Below are 22575 nucleotides of genomic sequence, written 5' to 3' on the forward strand. Positions count from 1 at the left end.
GAGCAAGCTCGCTCCCACAATGAGACCTGCGGTGCATGCAAAGCTCCTAAACCCCTAGCTCCCACAATGGGCTCTGTGGTGCAGGCAAAAGCTCATGGACACCCCAGCTCCCTGTGGGAGCGAGCTTGCTCGCGATGACGCCAGCACAGCCCACCTCACACTGCAGCTCAATCCCCTACAAACTCAACCGCCCCCGCTCCTCCTCGGTCAGCCGCTGGCGGTTCTGCTCGTCCAAAGGCCCCGCGCCCAGTACCTGCACCGGGCTGGCCGGGTCGTAGGCGCGAGGCGCGTCGCGGTTGGCGCCATCGCGTGACGGGGCCAGTTGCTCGGAGCCAAAACTCACCACCTGCACCGTAAACACCGACGCCTGGTTCTGCCGCGCCGCGTTCTGTTGCTGACGGGCCACGTCTTCAGCCGCCTGCGTCGTCGAAGACGCCGCCGAACTGGCCGAGGTGATGGCCCCGGTGTTCACCGAGGCCGCCAGCGGCACGCCGGTGGATTTGCCCTGGGTCTGGATGTTGGCCGCGTTCACCACGGTCAACGCCGCGATGTTGACGTTGCCCGACACCCGGATCCCCGCCTCGCCCGCATCGATGGTGCCCAACGGCGCAATCAGGTCGATATCCCCCGGCGCCACTTCGGCAATGGGGTTGAGGGTGGCGATACCGGCCCCGGTGCTCGGCACCGAAGGCGACAGCATCACGTTGCCCCAGGTGTCATACAAACGCTTGGGCGGCGTGTACACCACGGTGGTCTTCGAACCCCGGCCGGCGTTGATATCGCCCTGGGCCGACCAGCCGAGGATCGAGCCGCCAAAGGTGGTCATGATTCGGCTCTGCCCCAGCAGGATGCTGTTCTGCGCATACAACTGGATATCGCCCTCGCCCTGGGTAATGACACCGGCGGTGGACGGCGGTGCGTTACCCTCGATGCCGAACGTCTGTCCACCACCCGGCGTCAGCATCTGGATACTGCCGCCGAAATCGGTGTGCACCCCCGCCCCGCCGAACATCGTGATGTCGCCCTTGTAGGTGATCGCATTGCCCGCCACATCCTTGCTTGGGAACAACAAGTCGATAGCCTCCCGGCCCCGCAGGTAGCTGCCCTGGCGCACGCCGCCCACTTCGTTGTACTCACGACCACCGGCCTTGAGCTCGGCGAAGTACACGTCGCGGGCAAACACCCGCTGCTGCTCGGCCGGCAACGCCGCGAAGTAGCTGCGGGCCTGTTCGCTGTCACCGCTGAAGCCGAAGCGCTTCTCCAGCCAATCCACCAATTCGGTTTCATAGGTCTTGGCGACCTTGCCGTCCTGGTTCGCCAGCGGCACACCGGCCAAGGCCTGGTTCGCCGGGTCCAGGTACGCCTTGACGAAGCGCTCGTAATCCGCGCCGTTGAGACCCGCGCCGGCTTGCAGCACCAGGCTCGCGCCAGGGCGCGAATCCCCTGGCACCACGGCGCCGAGGCTGGTGATGCTGACCTTGTCGTCCATCAGGATGTTGCGCCCGGCGGTGATTTCCAGCAGGCCGGGACCGGCGACGTTGAAGTTGCTGTAGAGGATGTCGCGCCCGGCGGAGACGATGGAGATGTCGGTGGGGTTGTTGTGGATGAAGAGGTTGCCGGTGCTGGTGTACTCCCCCGTGACCGACTCACCGCCCCTGCCGCCACTCAGCGGGGTGCCGCTGCTGACGATGTCCCGTCCGGCCATCATCCACACCGACCCGGTTCCTTCGTAATAGGTCTGGCCGAATCGGCTGTCACTCGGGGTGGTGAACGTCATCGCCCGCCCGCTATTGACGGCCAGCAAGTCGCCCTTGAGCGCATAGAAACGGGCAGGATCGGTGTTGGTCGCCCATTCGTCGGCAGCGCTGCTGCTGTCAAAAGCAAACAACGGCAATGTATTCGCGCCTATGGAGACACTATTGGCATCGGCAGAGAGGTTACTGACCACCACACTTCCATTGACAAGCCCCATGAAAGCCGGCCGCAGCGGGGTGGCCATGGCCGCAGACGAGGCCCCGGAACGACTGACCGTCAGGTCGCCGCCATAGATGGAGTCGCCGGCCAGGACCTGCAGCTCGCTGTTGATACCGGGTGCGAGTAGCAGCGCCCTGCGATAACTGCCATCGTAGCCTGCGGTACCAAAAACCTTGGCCTGGCCATAATAAAGACTGCCACTGGCGGCCACAGCCCGCAGGATGGAGGGATAGACCACCGACAGGTCGGTCTCGATTTCTGACACCAGGGGCGTCATATTGCCCCCCGACGACCAAAGGTCCACTGCCGTATTGGCCGTCCACAGCGTAAACCAGCTCACACCCGCCCCATTGATCTCGCCATTCTTGAAGGGCGAAACGCTCATTATCGGCGCTCTCCCCGGGTCTACGACCTCCTGCACCACCAGGTCGCCCAGGGTCGAAAGATTGAACGTCGCGTCGCCTGGCATCAGGGTCAAGCCACCGGTTGCCTGGCCGCGTGTGGAGCGGAAGGAATCGTAAGCCCGCGTTTCCCCCGGGGACTGGTCCGTGCCCTGATTACCGTAGCGCAGGTCGATTCGCCCGATCGCGCTGCTGTCGAGCTGCGCATGCCCACGCAGATTGATCACTGCGCCACTGAGACGCCCGTCCGTGAGCCGGCTATCGGAATTCAGAACGCCCCCCACCCGCAGCCTCAGGTCACCACCGCCGGTCAATTGCAGGCTGCCATCAGCGCCCACACGTCCAGTGCTGCCCACCGCCAACAGCAGCCCCTGGCTACGAGGGCTGATGTTTGAGTTGAAGTCGCCACCGGCGAGCCGGTTCAACACGCCCGCGTCACCCTTCACCTGTACATCCAGATCACCGCCACCCAAAGTTCCGAACCCGGTGAAGGCGGCCATTTGATCAGCGCCACCCGATACCGTCGACGCGGTATAACTACCGAAGTTGATCCACCAGGCGGTCGGCTGGCTGCTCACTGAATCACCATTGCCCTGGCGCCAGAGCCAATTGCCCACATTGGCCGAGTCCTGGCCAATGTCGGCGGGATTCGGTCGTCCGTTCGGGGTTGCTGCAGGCGCGGTCAGGTTACCGCTGAGGTCGCCGCCGACCTTGAGCAACAGATTACCGCCCGCGTCCGGATACCAGGCGCGATAGAGACTTTCAGCGCCGCCATCGACCAGCTTTTCGTTGCTGCCATCCTCGTCGTTGAGCACCTTGCCGTTGGCGCCCAGGGCCTTGGGCTGGTTGTAGGGATCGCCCGGGAACGTTGGTGCTGACGAGGTGCCGGCGGTGTAGATGCCGAACAACGAATCCATGCGCAGGCTGCCACCGCTAAGCAGTTCCAGGTCCCCGGTACCGGTGCGGATGACGCTCGGACGGACACTGCCGGCAACCGCTTCATACTCCACGTCTGCGGGGGCACAGACGCTCGGCGCCGCGTCGCAGAGTGACTGAACCGAATCGAACTGGAAAAACTGCGCAGCAGCCTGGCTGATCAGCTCGCCGGCCTTGACCTCAAAGCCGGAACCTGCCAATTCCTCCTCCGCGGCCTTGGTCCATCTGTAAGAAGCTTGAAGCGCGCAAATACCGGCGAAATCCGCACAGAAGGCGTCAACCGAGTCGTAGCCAAAATTGCTCACGATGTCCAGGTCAACGGTTTGGCCTAGCTCTACCGTGAACCCCGCGCCCGCCAGCTCATCGACCCCTTGTTGAGTCCACCGATAGGTGCCCTTGGCCGGCACGGATTTGCCAAACATGCCGTAGTGACTATCGGCAAGACGCAAGTCGCCTTGTACCGGATCGGGCTGGACGATCCGGCTGTCCGCCGCCGTCGTATCGGCCCCGGCCACCAACCGCAACGACCAGGATTGCGAACCCTCGGCGAGCATCGGCGCGACGGCCCACATCCGCCCCTGGCTGCCAGCGACTTCCGGACGTAGCTGGATCGACTCGACGCCATCCGGCAACTTCACATCGGTCCCGGACGGGATCAGCGAACCACGGTTCAGCGCCAGGCTGCCGTCCAGCCTGAGGATATTGCTCTGGACATTGCCCGCGTTGGCCACATTGGGCAGCGCCACGCCCTTGGGCCAGGTGAAACCGAGCAATGCGGCGGCGCCGCTCAACACGCTGCCAGCGCCCAACTGCGAGCCGGCTTCGAGGGTCTGGGCCCGGCTCAGCAAAGTGCCCGCGGCAAACAGCAGGTTGCCGGAGGCGTCGTGCACCGCCGCCAATACCGTGCCGGCCGGCAGTTCCAAGGGTTGTTCCAGGATCGCCGCCACTGGCAACCGGGTGCCGGCCGCCAGGGTCACGTTTTTGATGGGTAAGTCGTAGTTGAGCGTGGTTCCCGCCGGGAACGCCGTACCGTCGGCCAGGGTCACGCCGGCACCGGGGACAACGATGTCGCCACCGGTGAAATCGATGCCGGGCAGCAACACCCAGCCTTTGTCATCCTGAGTGGCGGGCGGCGGAGCGAATCCGTCGTTGATGCTGCCGTAGATACTCAGGTCGCCCCCGGCGCGCAGGGTCAGCGCGCCGGCCTCGCCGGAACCGTACACGGCGGTTTGCCGGGTGTGCGGGTTGACACTGGCGTAGCGATAACCGGACAGGTCCAGGTCCCCCTGCACCACCAGGTCACCGTCGGCCGTCGCACTGACGATCTCGACGCCGGGCCGCAGGTGGAACGCATCGGCATAACGGGCGTTGTTCAGACCAGCGAGTTTGCGTTGCATCAAATCGCTGTTGGCCAGCGCCGCGTTGATGAAGGCGAGGCTGTCCTGATGCTTGCCATCCAGATAGGCCTGGTCGATGACCTGATACGGACGGCCACTGGCCGCCGGATCGCTGCCAAAGGCGGCGTCGTTGTATTGCCACATACCATTGACGGCGATGGACCGTGCGCCCTGGATATCCAGGCTGCCGCTGGCGTCGATGGCAATGTCACCGTGGGTGGCATCCGGGCCGGCGCGCCGGGCATTGAGCTCCAGGGTGCCGCGAGCGCGACCATCATGCTGCCCCGCAGGCGCCGCGGTGCCATGACGCAGATCGATGCGCGCACCATCGGCCAATGTCAGCACGCCGCCCCGGGAGGTCAGGTCGACCATGGCGCGGTTCGGTGAGTCGATGATCTTGCCGTAGCTGTCTACACGCAGGCGATTGCCGTGGGCATCGAGCACCGCGTTGCTGCCCAGGGTCAGAGAGCGCCCGGCGGCGAGCCGGATGCTGCCGACCCGTTCGCCGCTGGCGTCTACCTTGCCATTGACCAACAGGTTTCCGTTGTCGACCGACACGCTGATGGTCGAGGCCTTGAGTTCGTTGCCGATCACCAGGTCGCCCTGTTTGAGCTGGAAGCCACGGGAGCCGTAGACCTGCCCATCGTTCAAACGTTGGTTCAGGGCCGCGAACTGCTCGCTGAGATCGCCGCTGTCGCCCAGGCGCTGGGCCTGGATTTCCACGCCGCCGGCCAGGTACGGCGTGGCGGTGCCGCCGGCGTCATACTCGCCACTGCTGCTGCCGAGGATTCGTCCTTGCAGGTCGACCAGCCCGGCCGCCTCGTCCAACGCCACCGCACTGAGCCGGCCAGCCTGATTATTGCGAGCCGAGAGGTCGATGCTCGACCCACCGGCCTGGCGGATGTTGCCGTTGCGGCTTTGCAGGATCACCTCGCCACCGGCGCTGTAGCGCGTGACATCGTTGAAGGTGATCGCGCGACCGGCTACATCGATCAACGCTTCGTCGGCGAGGGTCAGGTCATCCGTCGCGCTGAGGGTGAGCTTGCCGCTGGGCAGCACCACGGCACTGGCGAGATTGAGACGTTGGCCCTTGAGGGACAACTCACCCCCAAGCCCGGAGACAGTGCCCGGCTTAGCGGTCGTGCCTGCTACATTGACCGCCCCGCCCGCAGTAATGCGGTTGACCGAACCGGCCTCACCGGTGAGCAACGGGGTAAGGATATTCAGGTTGCCGCCACTGTAGGCGTAGCCCGTTTTCGCGTCATAGGCCCCCTGGCTCTGATACACCGCCAGGCTGCCCTTGTGGTTGGCGGTCAGGCGTTCGCTGGCGCTGAGGTTGACGTTGGCGAATCCCAGCGCCAGGCGATCCAGGGTGGTGATCGAGCTGGGCTGGGTAAAGGCACCGTAACCGAACTCGATGCGCTGGGCCTGGATGTCCAGGCGACCGGCGCCGGTGCCAGCCCCGCCGGCAATCACCGAACCCGGCGCGCCGACGGCACCGTTCCAGATCAGGTTGGCGGTGCGGATGGTCGCCACGTCATTGGCGCTGCCGGCACCATAGATGGCCGGGGTGCTGAGCATCAGGTTGCTCAGGCGCGATTTGCCGGTGACCGGGTCATACGTGTCGAGGCTGACGGTTGCGTAGAAATTCAACGCCTCGCGGGCCGACAGCTCTAGGGTTTCCAGGGCCGGTGCGCCATATTCGGTGTCGCCACGCAACAGGCGATCAAGCACGGTCTGGCTCAGGGTCAGCCCCCCTGGCAAGACCTGGCGCATCGCCGCATCGCTGAGTGCCTGGGCGGTGCCGACGTTGATATTACTCAGGGCCAGGGTCAGGTGACGGGTGCCGTAGCGCACTTGGTCACTCAGGGCCACGCTGCCGCCCGAAGCGGCGACGATACTGCCCTCGGAATGAATCCGTGTGACGCCACTGCACGCTATCAGGCTGCAACCGCCGATGTTGATGGAGCCGTTGGAACCCGACTCGGGCGCAAGCACATTGAGCAAACCGTTGGAGGCAGCCAGCATGCTGTAGTTGAGCGATTTCCCGCTCAGGTTATAGATAAAACCATCACGGGCGTCATAGGCGGCCTTGCCCCGGCCAATGGTATTGATGGCGGCGCCTTGCTCCACCAGCACTTCCCCGCCACTGGACAGAAGGAATACTTCGGGAGCTGCCAAGGTCGCGCCTTCGCGCAAGATCACGCTGCTCGACACCTTCTGCGGGCTGATGTAATTGCCGCCTTGTCCATAGATCACTGAAAACTGGCCACCGATCACTTGGCGCGAGGCATTCAACGCATTCAGGCTCTCGGCATTGAGGGTCACGCCTTCGAAGCCGGCCGTCGCCCCACTTCCTTCGGCTACCACCTCCAACGCCTTATTCGCGATAGCAGTCACAGCGACAGTACCACCATACCCCCCCGTTTGAGGCGCGAACTTGCCGATGCCCTTGAAGGAAAACGCCTGATCTCCCGCGCCAGGCGACAGGCTCAACTTCAAGGTCTTGGCATCGACCGGCAAGACGGCCCGAGGCACGCCCAGGCGAGCGGCATCGGCCACGGCAAACTGGGCGTAGCTGGTTTCGTTATATTGCGAGTAGCGACGCAGCACATCCCCCGACGTCAGGATGACCTGGCTGGACAAACTGTCTCGCTGTCCGGTATTGGCGACCGAGAGCACGCCAGCGGTGGTCCAGGAGCCGTTGCGCATCTGTTGCGCGCCCGTTGTGAGGCCTTGCCCCGCCAGGCCGTTGACCTCGACTCGGAACGCTCCTGGCATCAACGCATACGTGGACGGCATCAGGGTATAGGTACCGGCGGCGAGCCCTGGCACACCGGCGCCAATGGTAATTTGCTGGCCTACTCGCGGATCCACCGCGCCGCCTTCGGGGGCGACCGGCGCATACTGGCTCTGATTGCCCGGCACGATAGCGTAGACCGGATTGCTGGACAGCCCCGGCAGGGTGAAGCCGCCGTTCGCGCCAATTTGTACCAACGGGTTGAAGCGTGCGTCGGTGGAACCGCCACGGCCGGAAATGAAACCAGCACCGAGCAAGTCACCGCCACCCGAAAGGTCGAGTACCGAGCCTTCCTGGCCCTCCACCGACTTGCCGCCCAGAATCACACCGATATTAATGTCGCCGTTTTCGGAAGGAACCGCGCCTTGCCCCAGCAGCACAACCTTCTTGCCGGCATACTGGTAACTCTGACCATCGACAGTGCCGCCATACGGCATGACCAGACCCAGGCCACTGACCGAGGTCAAGCTGCCCGGCAACAGGTTGATCCGATCGGTGATGGCTTCCCCGGGACCACCATTGGTGCCGATTTCAATCAAACCCAGCGGTGCCCGTACCACCCCGCCCTGTTCAATCCTTGCGCTACCCAATTGCAAGCGCCCGAATGCCGAGTAAGGCATCTGGGACGTGGTTTGGGTCGTTCGCCCGATGACCAGGCTGCGCAAAGGATCATATTGCGGCGTTCCCTCCGCGGTCATGCTCCAACCCGCCAAAACCCGGGCGCCAACGCCCGTCGCTGGATACAGCTGAGCGGCTTGCAACATCATGTCCGAAGGCGTCAGGAGTTGGGTGGTAAAGCCTGTAGGCAATCCATCGTTCGAGAACCCGGCCAGGAATCGCACATCCCCCGACTGCTTAACTGAACCCGGTCAAAACCGGCGCGCTCCAACTCGACCGTGCTGCCGTCGGCCTGTCGCACGGTACCCTTGCTACTGAAGGTCACGTTACCCTGCACATCCAGCAGGTCTGCGTTGACAGAAAACACGGCCTTGTTCGTCTGCAACGATACGCCGCCATCGACCACCGGTCGGACGTAGTTATCCCTGTTTGGAAGGTTGGCCGCGGGGCCCGACAGCAGTACATGGGAAGCATTGAGTTGAGCCCGGGTATTTGGCGCCGCTGCACGGGTTACAAAACTGCGGGCATACAGGCTCAGGCTTTGGCCAAGGGACAACGACACGTCGCCATCGATGCTCAACAGCCCGTTGCTCAACAGAGCCAGGCTGTCGAAGCCACCCGACTGGACCTGATCCACACCCAATCGGCCGTGACCGTAGACCAGTGAATCCGCCGAGGTTTCGGCCGCGTCGCCCGGCAGGGTCGCTTGGGCGTTTTGCCCGAGCACCAGCTCACGCACTTGCAACACCCGGTCACTGACCGCATCGTTGCGGTAATACGGCGTTTCCAGGGCCACCGACAAACTGCCCCCTGCCGCCCCCGTGCCCCCCGAACGAGCGCTGAAATCGCCATCCAGGTACAAACCATTGGCCGACGCCAGGGAAATACTGCCGCCATCGCTCGCCACCGACGTGCGTCCCTGGCCGGGAATATCCAGCACGGCCTGGCTGCCATCCGCTTGCAGACGCGCGCCGTCGCGCACCACGACAAACAGTTCGGATGCGGAAGCCGAACCCTTTGTGGCATCGATCTGGCCGCCGATGACAATCTGCCCGCCATCACGTACCAAGCCATAGGTCTGCCCGCGCATATCCTGGGCGGTCACGGCCCGACTGGAGACGTCGATCAGCGCTTGCTCGCCCAGCCAGATGGAACGACCGTGGCCCTGGGCGTTGACGGCTTCACCCTGCGCACCGATGACGCTCAACCCGGTGAGGCTGACCCGCCCACCCCACGCATTAAGGGTGCCGTTGGCGGTCAGTTGACCGATGCTGCGCACATCGATGCCCTGCCCCGGATCGACGCTGATCACGCTGCCCTTGCCCAGGTTCAACATCGTGCTGGCCATGTCGGCCGCGCTGGAGTTCGCGGTACCGGCAGTGAGGCTCAGGCTTGCGCCGCGACGCTGGGTCAGGACGCCTTTGATCGCATCTTCCTGGTACAGCTGCGGCGTCCAGCGCTGCAACGCATCGGCCGGTTCTGCGCCGCTGCCGGTGCTCAACGCCTGCTCGCCGAAACGGTACACCGGCATCGTCACATCGACGCGGGTGCCTTCGGCCACGGTCAGGCCTTGGTTACCGGTGATGTCATAGGCCGAGAAGCCTTTGTCGAAGAAGTCACCGCCCAGTTGCAAGGTGCCGGGTTCGAGGGGCGAACCGCTGTCGCCGATCAGCACTTTGTTGGCCGCCAGTTTCAAGGTCCCGCCGCCATTCACGCCGGTGCCGCGCAATTCGCCGCCCAGGTTCAAGGCACCGTTACTGGACGACGTGCCGGTACTGGCGGTCAGGGTCAGGTCACCGCCCTTGCCGCCACGGGTCTTGCCATCGGCCATGACCGCAGCACCGGAGCTGACGTCGATCAGGCTGCCCTGGCGCACGTCGATGTCGCCGCTGCTGCGTACAGACACAGCGCCGCCATTGAGGAACGGCAGGCCCTGGTGATCGTTGCCGTCGAGTAGCAGGTTGCTCCACCGACCAGCGGTGTTCAATGTCAGGCCCTCGCCCAGCGTGACCGCGGCGCGCTGACCGGTGGCGGGCGAAAGCACAACGTCTTCCATCTGGAAATTATCGGTTCGGACCTGTTTAAGCACGTTACCCAAGGCAATGCGCCCACTACGGGCGGTCAGGTCGGCGTTCACCTCCACCTGCGGCGCATAAAGCGTGATATCCCCGCCATCGGCCACCTTGAGCGTGCCATCGACGTTGATGCCTTGCGCCGCTGCCACCTTGACCGCGCCGAGCTGGAAGCCATTGAGCAGCGCGTTATCCAGCACCAACTTGCCTTGCCGGTCGCTGCCGACCACCGAGGTCAGGTCCAGGCCCGCGGCAATCTTGTCGGTCACCTTGCCGACGGTGACCTGATCGAAGATGGGGTTCAGGCCGCTATTGATCACGCCACTGGTCTTGTCATAGATCGGTGTGTAGCTGCCTACCCACAACTGAGCCCGTCGGGCCACGGCGTTTTGCGATTGCTGGTAACCATCAAGGTTGAGGTTCGGCGCCTGGGTCTGGCGTTCACCCTGGTAGACCTCGCCAACGATCTGGCCTTCCAGCACCGCGTTGCGGGTCGATACCACCAGCTTGCCGGCATCGCGGCCAACGGTGTAGCCGGCCTCAAAACGCTCGCGCGGGGCGATCAGCGGGTTGTAGTAGTAATCGGTCTGGCCCCAGCGCTGGCTGTGGTCTTCGTAGCCTTTGTAGATGCCGGTATAGAGGATGTCCCCCGGCGCCTTGGACAATTCGTACAAGCGTCCATCGGCGCCCTTGAGCCAGGACTGGCGCAGGTAGCCGCTCTGCACATCCAAGGTGCCGCCAGACAGGTTCAACTGCGCCGCCTGCTGGGTCACCACATCGTTGCCGGTGAACGTCAGGGTACCGCCTTGTGCGGCCCATTCGCCGACACTGTGGCCGCGAGTGCCCAGGTAACCGCCGACCTCCAACAATCCACCCGCCGTGTACCAACGATCGGTGGCGTAACCGTTAGTGCCCGCCGGCACGTAGATCAAGTCACGCACGTCCACCCACACATCGTTGTTGGTCAGTTTACCGCCGTCGCGGTTGACCGGAGCGTCGCGCTGTTCATTGCCCTGCACGTTGACCTTGATGGAATTGGATTCCATCGCCACCTTGACGCCGATGGCGCCGGACACATCGATCACCGCGCCATCGCGCACCAGGCTGCGCCCGGCGGCGCTGACCGCGACCTGGCCGCCGGTGGCCAGGGTGATGGAACCGTTCTGGAAGTCGACGCTGCCGCCACTGACGATCTCGACCCGGGACTGGTCGCTGCGGTCCACCACGCTGCTGAGGTTGTTGAACTGGCCGGTGATCAGGTTGTTCGGCGTGCCATCCAGGCTGGCCGGTCCGGCATTGCGCTGACTGTCCAGGGCGCTGCCGCCGGCAGCATCGAGCAACACCGCCGTGGCGCTGCCCTGCCCCAGGGTCACGCTGCCGCTGCTGTCGCTCGCGGCGTTGAGCAGGTGCACGGTGCCGCGGGTGTCCACCGAACTGCTGACCACCGCCACGCCGTTCTGCTGCACGTTGTGCCCGGTGAGGGTGATGTCGCCGGTGCTGGCCTGGATCAGGCCGCTGTTGATCACCGTGCCGGCGCTGCTGCCGGGCTTGAGGGACGTCGCGACCTCGTTGCCACGGGTGGTGGAACGCAGGTTGCCGCTGGTGCCCTGGCCGCGCCGGATGTAGAAGCTGTCACCCGCCGCCAGGGTGGTCTGGCCCTTGGCAGTGATGATGGAACCGGCGTTCTCCACTTCGGACCCCAGCAGCAAGGCATAACCACCACCGGCCGTGGAGGTGGCAGCGCGATGGGTTTCGATCAGTGCGCCCTGCTGCACTTCAATCTTGCCCGCCGCGTCGGTGAAGGTCGGTTGGCTGCCGGTGGCATCGACGTACAAGCCGCGCTTGCTGAATTGTTCATCGCTGACGTTGGCCGCCACCGCCGCCAGATTGCGCACGTTAACCTGGCTGCTGCCGCTGAAAATGATGCCGTTGCGGTTGACCAGCATCACCGTGCCATTGCCCTTGATCTGGCCCTGGATCTGGCTCGGTCGCGCCTGGGGGTCGTTGACCCGGTTGAGCACGGCCCAGTCCGACTGCTGCTGGAAATCCACCGTGGTATTGCGGCCGACGTTGAAGGTTTCCCAGTTGAGAATCGCCTTGTCGGCGGTCTGCTCGATCTTCACCGTGGTCTTGCCGCCCGCCTGGGTCTGCTGCGGTCCCTTGGCGTTGAGCCAGCCCTGGGTCAGGCTGTTGTCGACCTTGAGCCCGCCCTCGCCCAAACCGTCGGGCACGGTCTGGATTTGCCCGAACGCGGCCTGCCTTCCTGCCGCTTGCGCCGCCTGCTGGGCTGCGATGGCGGCCACGGTGTTGTTGAGGTTGGTCAGCGACCGCTGCAACTGCGCATTGGCCCGTTGCTGCTGCGCCAGGGGTGGTGGCATGCCCGGCTGCGCCGTCGTGGGCCGCCCCGTACCACCAGCCTGGGACGCACCCTTGGCGGCAAACCAGGCCGAACTGAACGCGGTCGCCGCCTGGGCATTGCCAGCCACCATCAGCAGGGCAATGGCCTGGGCCAGCGGCTTGAGCCGCAACATCGACAACTCATCGCGACGGGAAGCATTCAGGTTCGTCTGGGGTTTGCAGCGCAGCATCCTACTCATCCTTTCGGGTTCGCTCTAAGGGGGCGCAACGCAGTGCTATCAAGCTGCCAGCGTTGGTTATAGGGGTTAGGCGGTTACAACCGCTCGGGACCGAACGGATGTCATGAAAATTTCATGTGGCTGTGTTGGTACGGCTATGACGCAAAAAGTCAGCAACGGCTTTCACCGTTGCTGACCGGGTATTGCGGGTCGCTCAAGCGTGGGCTTACAACGGACGACCGATGGCGTTGCAGACGCTGGTGTTGCCGATGCTCAGGCCGCTGGAGGCGGTGACGAAAGAGTCACGAATAGCGGTTTTCCAGGCCGAAGGCAGCGGCACGAAACGGTTGGCGGTGATGGCCGAGTCGTTGTTGGTCAACGAACCGTAGTGGCGGCTGAAGAAGTTGCGAACCTGAGTGGTCTGGGTCGCATCGGCGTAGCACTGGCTGAAGATCACGTTGGTGAAGCCCAGGATCGGGTAGCCGGTGGATGGGTAGGCTACGACGCTAGGGTCGCTTGGGTTGGTGGTAGCGGCGAACACCGGTACCCAGGCGTTCGGGTTGGAGCGGTTGGCGACGGCAGGTACCGCGACAGCGGCGATGGCGGCCGATACGTTGGCTGGGGCTGGGGAAACACCGGCAACGCGGGCGACCTTGGTGGCGTCGTCCAGACCGGCCAAGGTGGTAGCCGCGTAGTCCGGGCTCATGTAGCTGATACGGCCTTGGGCGGCGTTCACTGCAGTCATCACAGCCTGGCTGCCAGTGGCGGAAACGGCGCCGGCTGGCAGGCCGCCGCTGTAGCTGGAGGCGAAGTTGGTGGTGATGGCGAAGGTGCCGGTTTCAGCGCACTTGGCATTCAGGAAGCGGGTGAACAGCTCGGTGGTGCCACTGCTTTCTGCACGGTAGACCACGGTGATCGCGCCGGTACGGCCCGAACCGGTGATCTGGCTCCAGTCGGTCAGACGACCGGAGAACACGCCGCACAATTGGTTGACGCTCAGGTCAACGTTGGCGGTGCCGGTCTTGTTGAACGGAATGGCAACCGAGGTGGCGACCGATGGCACCTGGATCAATGGACCCCAGGCAGCACCATGGGCGCTGACGTAGGTGCTCAGTTCGGTGGCGCTCAGCTTGGAGTCACTACCAGCCCAGTGCACTTTCTTGCCGCTGGTGTCGCCTGGCACGAACTTGGTGTAGTCGTTGGTCAGGAAAGCCGACTTGCCGGCACCACTGCCCACGCCGATGTAAGGGGCGAAACCGGCAGTCAGGACGCCGGAAGTCTGGTACAGCGGCTGAGGCAAGGTAGCACCACCGCCATTGACATCAGCCATGGCGGCCTGAGCGGCGCAGAGGCCGGCGAGGGTCAGGGATACCGCGAGAACGTTGCGCTTAAACATGAAGAATCTCCTTTCATCGTGTTCGTACGTAGGTTGGGTGACGCGTGCTTGCCGTCATGGCGCTCGGTCCTGTGCCGATGGCGATGGGGTGAGGCCATGGGTTAGAAATTCGCAGTTTCCGGTGACAGATAAAGGAAAAAACCTCGGGAGCCGAGGGCTGTTTTTTAGGCTTTTTCCTCGGGTGTTCGAGGGCTCTGGGCTGAGGGTTCGGCTGGTTCTTGCGGGGATGCGGCAAGGGTTCACCGTGAAGGTGGCGGCAGGCGGTGGGCAGGCGCGTAAACATGACAGAACGAGGAACCCGAGTTTGGCGATGGAGAGGCTCGGGAGGTGTTGCATCACTGCAAAACAACGGGCTGCTTTTGTGGCGAGGGAGCTTGCTCCCGCTGGGTTGCGAAGCGACCCCAGACGGGCTGATTGCGATCTGTCTGTTGTACTGGAAAGTCAGGTTTTGGGTCTGCTGCGCAGCCCAGCGGGAGCAAGCTCCCTCGCCACGGTTTTTGCGCGGAGGGCTATTGCACCAACTGGTTGATCTCGATGATCGGCAACAGCACCGCCATGACGATCACCAGCACCACGCCGCCCATAACCACGATCATCAACGGTTCCAGCAACGCAGTCATGCCCATGGCGCGACGTTCGATGTCGCGGGACAGGGTTTGCGCGGCGCGTTCGAGCATCGGTGGCAGGCAGCCGGTTTTCTCACCGCTGGCGATCAGGTGGATCAGCACCGGTGGGAAGACTTTTTCCACCCGCAGCGCCGCCGCCAGGTTGACCCCTTCGCGGACCTTGGCCGTGGCCTCGCTGACGCTCTGGCTCAGGCGGTCGTTGGACAGGGTCTGGCGGGCGGCTTCGAGTGCTCGCAGCAACGGCACCCCGGCTCCGCCGAGAATCGCCAGGGTCGAGGCAAAGCGCGCGGTGTTGAGGCCCAGTACAAAACGCCCGATCAGCGGCAGGCGCAACACCCGCGCGTGCCAGTTCAACCGCGCCGCCGGTTTGCGCAAGTACATGCGCCAACTCCAGAACCCGCCGGCCAGCACGCCAAAACACAACCAGCCCCAGGCCCGAATGAAATCGCTGGCGGTGAGCATCGCCACGGTCAGCGCCGGCAGGTCCTGGCGGGCCTGGGAAAATGCACTGACCACCTGGGGCACCACGTAGCTGAGCAGGAAAATCACGATGGCGACCGACACCAGCCCCACTACCCCGGGGTAGATGAACGCCGTGAGAATCTTGCCCCGCAGGTTATTGCGCTCCTCGATGTAGTCCGCCAATCGCTCCATCACCTGGGCCAGGTCGCCGGACTCTTCACCGGCGGCAATCAACGCCCGATAGATTTCCGGAAAATCCCGGGGACGTGCCGCCAGGGCTTCGGCCAGGCGCATGCCGCTGCGCACATCGGCGCGCACCGCGCTCAAGGTCTGGGCGATGTGCTTGCGCTCGGCCTGTTCCACCGTGGCACTCAACGCGGCTTCCAACGGCAGGCTCGCGCCCAGCAGGCTCGCCAGTTGCCGGGTGGCCCAGGCCAGGTCGTTGTCCGAGAGTTTGGCGCTGAACAAGCCACCGCCGTTGGCCGGTGTCGTGTTGCGCTCGACCTGCACCTGCAATGCCGTCAGCCCGCGACTGCGCAACAGGTTGAAGGCCGCCCCCTGGCTGTCGGCTTCCAAGTGTCCGGATTCGATCTTGCCCTGGGCGTCGGCGGCCTCGAAACGGTAGCGATTCATCAGGCGTCCCGTGTCACGCGCAGGATTTCTTCAGGGGCCGTGGTGCCACTGCGCACCCAGCGCTCGCCATCCTCGCGCATGCTGAACATGCCGGCCTGGCGGGCGGCGGCGCGCAGTGCTTGCTCCCCTGCCCCCTGGTGGATCAGCGTGCGGATGTCATCGTCGATGCAGAACAGTTCATGGATCCCGGTGCGGCCGCTGTAGCCGGTCTGGTTACAGCTCGGGCAACCTACCGGGCGCCAGGTGCCGGGCGTGGCGGGATCTGGTTGCTTGCACTGCGGGCACAACCTGCGCACCAGTCGCTGGGCCAGCACGCCGAGCATCGACGAGGCCAGCAGGAACGGCTCGACCCCCATGTCGATCAGGCGGTTGATGGCCGACACCGCGTCGTTGGTGTGCAGCGTCGCCAGCACCAGGTGACCGGTGAGGGACGCCTGCACGGCGATTTGTGCGGTTTCCAGGTCGCGGATTTCGCCGATCATGATGATGTCCGGGTCCTGGCGCAGGATCGCCCGCAACGCCAGGGCAAAGGTCATGTCGATCTTGGCGTTGACCTGGATCTGGCTGATGCCCGGCAGGTCGTACTCCACCGGGTCCTCCACCGTGAGGATGTTGTGGACACTGGCGTCCAGCCGGGCCAGGGCGGCGTAGAGGCTGGTGGTCTTGCCGCTGCCCGTGGGGCCGGTGACCAGGACGATGCCGTGGGGCTGGCGGATCAGGTGATCGAGCTTGTCCAGTACGTCCGGATCCATCCCCAACGTTTCCAGTTGCAGGCGGCCGGCCTGTTTGTCCAGCAACCGCATCACCACCCGTTCGCCGTGGCCGGTGGGCACCGTCGAGACGCGGATATCGATCGGTCGACCGGCGACGCGCAAAGCGATGCGGCCGTCCTGGGGCAAGCGTTTTTCGGCGATGTCGAGCTGGGCCATGATCTTGATCCGCGACACCAGCGCACCGTGCAGGGCCTTGCGCGGCGAAACCACATCGCGCAGGGTGCCGTCGACGCGATAGCGCACCACGGAATGGCTCTCGTAGGGTTCGATGTGGATGTCGCTGGCCTCATCCCGTGCGGCCTGGGTCAGCAAGGCATTGATCATGCGAATCACCGGCGCGCCGTCCTGGGTGTCCAGCAGGTCGGTGATCTCGGGGATGTCCTGCATCAGCCGGTCGAGGTCGACTTCGTTTTCCGCCGCGCCCACCACTGCGGCGGCACTGCCGGTGTCGGCATAGGCACTGTTGAGCAGCCCGTCGAGCTCCTCGTCGCGCACCCGCTCCAGCCGCACGTCGCCGAACTGACGGCGCACTTCACTGATGGACCAGCCCGGCGTGGACGGGCACACCATCAGCACCGCCCCCTCTTCGGACTGGCGCAACACCAGGCGCTGGGCCTTGGCCCAGGCGTATGGGAGGGTGTTCATGGGCACACTTCCTCTACTACTGACCCACCCACTGTGGCGAGGGAGCTTGCTCCCACTGGGCTGCGCAGCAGCCCCAAAGCCAGGCACCTCGGTGTGCCAGGCAGATGGCATGCAATCTTTTTGGGGTCGCTTCGCAACCCAGCGGGAGCAAGCTCCCTCGCCACGGAATTCATTGTCCAATCGGCTCCGTTACCGGCACCGCCTTGATCACCGCCCTGGGCATCTGCGGCCCGGCAGGCGGCGTCCCCGGGATCGCCCTCGCCGAGGCCGGCAGTTGCGGGGCCTGCATGTCCGGCATTGCCCAGCTGCGATCCGGTTGCAGCAGGCCCTGGGCGCGGCGCATGAAGTCGTAGCGGTTGAGGGTAATGCCGCGTCCCGCCGCCGTGTCGCGGATGATATAGGGCCGCAGGAACACCATCAGGTTGGTCTTGGTGATCTGCCGCCGCTCGTTGCGAAACAGCGCGCCGATCCCGGGAATCGTCGACAGCCACGGCACCGCGTCGTTGCTCTGGCTGTAGCCATCCTGCAGCAGCCCGCCAAGGACCATGATCTGCCCGTCGTCGAGCAGGATGCTGGTGTCGATGGCGCGCTTGTTGGTGACGATACCCGTGGTGCTCGAGGCGCGATTATCGACGCTGCTGACCTCCTGGTAGATGTCGAGCTTGACCGTCCCGCCTTCGGAAATCTGCGGCCGGACATTGAGCTTCAAACCCACCTCCTCGCGGGTCACGGTCTGGAACGGGTTGTTGCTGGTGCCGCCCCCGCCCGTGACGTAGCTGCCGCTGACAAAGGGAATGGTCTGGCCGACGAAAATGCTCGCCGCTTCGTTGTCCAGGGTCAGCAGGTTCGGCGTCGACAGCACGTTGGTGCCGCCCTTTCTCTTCAAGGCCCGGGCCAGGACCTTGAGGTCGAGGATCTTGCCGATGCCGGGAATGTCCACGGTGCCGTTGACCACGCCGAGGTTCAGGCCCTGGGGCAAGACATCGATGCTGGTCTTGCCGTTGAGGTTGAGCCCGGTGCCGCCGAGATTGACCCCGCCGATCACCCCGCTGCCACCGAGGTTGCCGGTCTGCCATTGCACGCCGAATTCGCTGGCGTCGTCCTCGCCGACCTCGACGATCAGGCTCTCGATCACCACTTGGGCCCGGCGCTGGTCCAGCAGGTCGATGACTTCCCGCAGGTTGCGGTACAGCGGGTCCGGCGCAGAGATCAGCAAGGTGTTGGTGGTAGCGTCGGCCTGGATGGTGACACCGCCGGCGCTGAAAGCGGTGCTCTGTTCGTTTTTCGTCGAAGCGGAGGTTGCCCCGTTGCTGCCCTGGGCGTAGCCGTTGCCGCTGGTCGACGCACTGCCGCTGGTGGTGCTGCCGGTGCCATCGCCACTGCTGCCCTGTCCACTCTGTCCGTTGGTATTGGCGCCCATGCCACTGAGGACCGAGCGCGAGTTGTCGTTGCCCTCGCCTTCGCTTTCCCCGGTGAGCAAGCCGCGCAGGGCCTGGGCCAGCTTGCCGGCCTGGGCATTGCGCAGGTACACCACGTGCAGGTTGCTCGGGTTGTTCTGAGCGTTATCGAGCTTGTAGATCAGGTTGCGCGCCAGCTCCGTGCGCTCGGGGCTGCCGGCGCGGATGATGATGGAATTGGAGCGCGGATCGCCGATCACGTTGATCTTCTGGGTCTGGTCGCCGCCCTGGGTTTCCAGCAGGTCAGAGACCATTTGCGCGATGTCGACGGCGATGCCGTTGTGGATCGGCACCACATCGGTGTCGATGGCACTCGGGGTGTCGATGCCTTCGATGAGCTGCGCCACCCGCGACAGGTTTTCGGCGTAATCGGTGACGACAATGGTGTTGTTGCCCGGGTAGGCATTGATCGGGTTGTTCGGCGACACGATCGGGCGCAGCACCGGAATCAGGTTCACCGCGTTTTCGTATTGCAGGCGGAAGGTGCGCGTCAGCATGCCGTTGCCGGCCGGTTTGTCGGCGCTGTAGATCGGCCCACCCAACAGCTTGGCATCGGCCTCCGGCACCACCTGGGCCACGCCGCCCACGTCTACCACGCTGAAGCCTTGCATGCGCAGCGCGGCCAGCAGCATGTCGTAGGCCTGGTGAGCCGGGACCTGGCCTTCGGACACCAGCGTCAGGTTGCCCTTGACCCGCGGGTCCACCAGGAACTGTTGGCCAGTGGAACGGGACAAGGCCCGCACCACCGCCTGGATATCCGCCTCGACGAAATTCAGCGTCACCGGTTGATCCCCCAGGGGCGTGCGCGCCGGCGCATTGCTGCGGGGCTCTCGGGCACGGGCGGTGAGATCGACCTGATGCCGCACCGCGGGCTTGCGCTCACGCAGGTCCTGGGCCCGCTGGCGATCGAGCAATGCATCGCCGCTGCGCTGGGTACTCCCCAATGGAATACCCAGCTCGCTATCCACCAGCAACGGTGGCTGCGACGCGGGCGGCGTGCTGTTGCACGCACTCAACGCCAGCAACAACAGCGGCGCGGCCTTGCGCCAATGACGTGGGTATCGGGCCCCTTTCATGAAGCTTCCTTAGCGCTTTGCGCCTGATCCATGCGAACGGTTCCGGACAGTGTGCCGGCGCTGTTGTCGAGGTTGTCGTGGTTATCGGGATTGGCAAGGGCAGTGCGCTGTAAACGGGCTTCGATCACCTCCAGGGAAAATTGCCGTGGATTGCCCAGCAGCCAGCTGATGACCGCCTCCGCCGGGGCCTGGTCGAACGTGAGCTGCCAGGCGCCGGGGCGCTCGGTACCGGGCGCTTGCAATTGGTAGTGCTGGCTCAAGCCGCTGGCGTCCAGGCTCTGGCGCAAGGCGGCTTCAAGGGGCAGGCCTTGCGCCGGCCCGGCGACGTCACGCAACAGCACTTCGAGGGCCTCGGTCTGGGATCGCAGCTTCGGGGTTTCGGCTTGCCAGTAGGCGATGGTCTTGAGCGGTGGCTGGATCAGCGCGAGCCAGACCAGACAGCCGCCCAACACCAGCGCAGCCAGGGCCACGGCGGCTTGTTCGCGCACGGCAAGCCCCTGCCAGAACGTGCGCAAGCGCGTGCGAAAGGTTTGCCAACGGACCCGCGCCAGTGCCAGGGAGTGCTTATTCATCGTCGGTGTCCGGGGTTTCGTCGGAGGCGTCCTGCGTACCCTGGCCGGCCGGGGCCACCCGCAGGCGCCAGCCCTGTTCGATGGCGGCGACGTCGATGCCGGCCTGGGCCAGGGGGATTTTCCAATCCTCTTCGGCGGCGGTTTTCTGCGCCTCGGCCACGACAGTCAGGCGCAACTCACCGTTCTCGAACACCAACGCCTGGACATTGCCGCTCATGAACGGCATGGCGCTGCCCGCCTGCTGCACCAGGCTGGCAAAGCGTTGGGCCGGATCGGTCGCCGCACCGCTCTGGCGCGCAGCGATCTGCTGGCGAGCCTGTTGCAACGGGTTGAGGATCACCGGCAACTCAGGGAACGCCTGTTTCACCCGCTGGCTCATCTGCGCCTTGAGCCGTTGGCCCTGGGCCGCTTCGCGGGCTGCATAGAGGTTCAACCCGACCACCCACACCGCCAGCGCTGTCGCGCAGATCGCCACCGCCCGGCCCCAACCACCGCGCTCGACGGCGTTGCGTGCCAGACCGGCATGCAAACCCCAGCCCGGTGCCGGGCCAGTCCAGCGCTGGCTTTCAGCCAAGGTGTCGAGGGAAGATTTGGGCGGCGCGGCGCCGATCCAATGCAGCCCAGCCCCCGTTTCCAGTAGCCACTCGTCCAGCGCCTCCTCCTGCAACGGTTGCACCACAGCGTGTTGCAGGCCATGGCGCACCAGCAGATGGTCGTCCTCGATGCAGGCCACCGGCCCGGACAGCACCGGCAAGGCGTAGGCCGCCGGGTAGAGGCCACGCAGTTTCATGCCGGCCTGGTGCACTAGCCGTCCGAGATTGGCGAGGGATTCACGGTCCAGCCAGGCGATCTGCACCTGCCCGTCAATGTCGCGCGGGCCATGGGCCACCTGCATGTGTTCGCTGGCGCCGAGCATCAGGGCCTGGGCCGCGCACGTCACCGCTGCGCTGATCTTGGCCGCCGGCAACAGCGGTAACTCCAGGCGGGTCAACACGCTGTCGCGGGGATGAAGAAAACACTCCACCGAAAGGTTTTTACCACTCTGGCCCAGCGCCCGAAGGTTGCTGCGGCCTTGCTCGCGGACCTGGCCCTGGCGATCCAGCCAGGCAAACGCCAGCGGGCTGTCGAGGTCCAGGCTGCCCAGCGGCGCCAGGGCGATACGCAAGCGCGTCATACCCCCACCCTTGACCAGATCACCTGGGGCAAGCGGTCCTCGGTGCGTTGCAGCAAAGCTTCCAGTTCGACCCGCCGCTGACCACTGCGCGCCTGGCCCCGCAGGCGGAACCAGTCGCTGGTGATGCCGACCTTGACGCTGGCGGTCTCCAGCTCCGGCATGCGCAGGCGATTGACGAAATCCCCGCGGTTGATAAACCAGTGGCCGCCGTCACGCTCCCTGACCAGTGCCTCGGCCCGTTGCAGCGACAGCCCCGGCACGTAGGCGGCCAGCACCGGGGCACTGGCGGTGTTGCCATTGAGCCAGGTGTTGGTGGGCAGGATCGTCACGTAAGGCGCCAGTGTGTCCAGTAACCGCGTGGTGACGCCTTTGACGCTGCGCAAGTCTTGCAAGGTGCGCAGCATCGGCCGCGTCGGGGCCAGTGGCGTATCGGCCTGGGGCGACGTTTCGCGACCACTGTTGAACGTATTGGTCTTTGGCGCCTGGTCCACCCGCTGCGGATTCAACAGGCGCGGATAGGCCTCGACCACCCTTTCGACGATACGCGTGCGGACCGTCGCGGCCACGCCCAACTGCTGGCACAGGCGTTCGAAGGCGCGCACTTGCTCCTCGTCCACGCGCTCATTGGCGACGAGGTTGCGCAGGTTGAACTTGCCTTGCTCATCTTCCAACTGGCCTTCGAACGGTGTGTCGATCTGGCCTGAACCCGGTATCACGATGGGTTTGGCCCAGGGTTGGCCTAAGCGCGTCAGTGGATCGCGCTGGCGGGCATCCCGGAGCAACTGGCGACTCAGTTGCAGACCGCCCTGCAACCGCGCCGTGCCCTGGACGCGCAACTGCTCGGCCTCCAGGCTGCGAGTGAACAGGGTCTGGCGGGTCAGCATGCCGCCGGCGATGACCGCCACCACGGCGGCGATCAACAAGGCACTGATCACCGCCATGCCGCGCTGCTTCGCCGCGAGGGGCGAATCCGTTCGCATCACGGCC

7 protein-coding genes and 1 pseudogene are annotated in these 22575 nt (G+C 64.8%); all 8 read right to left on the reverse strand.

The genetic code is table 11. From position 1 onward, the window contains the following. Positions 1-175 precede the first annotated feature (175 nt). Positions 176-12786: pseudogene (locus ACZ5M5_RS17395) on the reverse strand (filamentous haemagglutinin family protein). Positions 12787-13000: 214 nt separating this feature from the next. Then, positions 13001-14170 carry a substrate-binding domain-containing protein gene (locus ACZ5M5_RS17400; protein WP_103310410.1) on the reverse strand — a complete coding sequence of 390 codons (1170 nt, stop codon included), beginning with the start codon at positions 14168-14170 and terminating at the stop codon, positions 13001-13003. A gap of 509 nt (positions 14171-14679) precedes the next feature. After that, on the reverse strand, positions 14680-15891 hold the full coding sequence (gspF, locus tag ACZ5M5_RS17405) for a type II secretion system inner membrane protein GspF (RefSeq protein WP_060742025.1): 1212 nt from the start codon (positions 15889-15891) through the stop codon (positions 14680-14682). Then, a complete protein-coding gene (gene gspE / locus ACZ5M5_RS17410) occupies positions 15891-17309 on the reverse strand; it encodes a type II secretion system ATPase GspE (RefSeq protein WP_060742024.1) in 1419 nt (472 codons plus the stop codon). The genes gspF and gspE overlap by 1 nt, the downstream gene beginning before the upstream one ends. A 169-nt stretch (positions 17310-17478) precedes the next feature. After that, complete coding sequence (gspD, locus tag ACZ5M5_RS17415) at positions 17479-19842, reverse strand: type II secretion system secretin GspD (RefSeq protein WP_464737686.1); 2364 nt, start codon at positions 19840-19842, stop codon at positions 17479-17481. After that, positions 19839-20414, reverse strand: coding sequence for a type II secretion system protein GspM (gene gspM, locus ACZ5M5_RS17420; protein WP_060742022.1), 576 nt, complete (start codon positions 20412-20414; stop codon positions 19839-19841). Before gspM ends, gspD begins: the two co-directional genes overlap by 4 nt. Next, entirely contained in the window at positions 20407-21588 is a 1182-nt protein-coding gene (gene gspL / locus ACZ5M5_RS17425) for a type II secretion system protein GspL (RefSeq protein WP_464737687.1), read from the reverse strand. The genes gspM and gspL overlap by 8 nt, the downstream gene beginning before the upstream one ends. Beyond that, entirely contained in the window at positions 21585-22568 is a 984-nt protein-coding gene (gspK, locus tag ACZ5M5_RS17430) for a type II secretion system minor pseudopilin GspK (RefSeq protein WP_464737688.1), read from the reverse strand. Before gspK ends, gspL begins: the two co-directional genes overlap by 4 nt. Between the last annotated feature and the right edge of the window lie 7 nt (positions 22569-22575).

It is taken from the genome of Pseudomonas sp. Van50 (assembly GCF_055390755.1).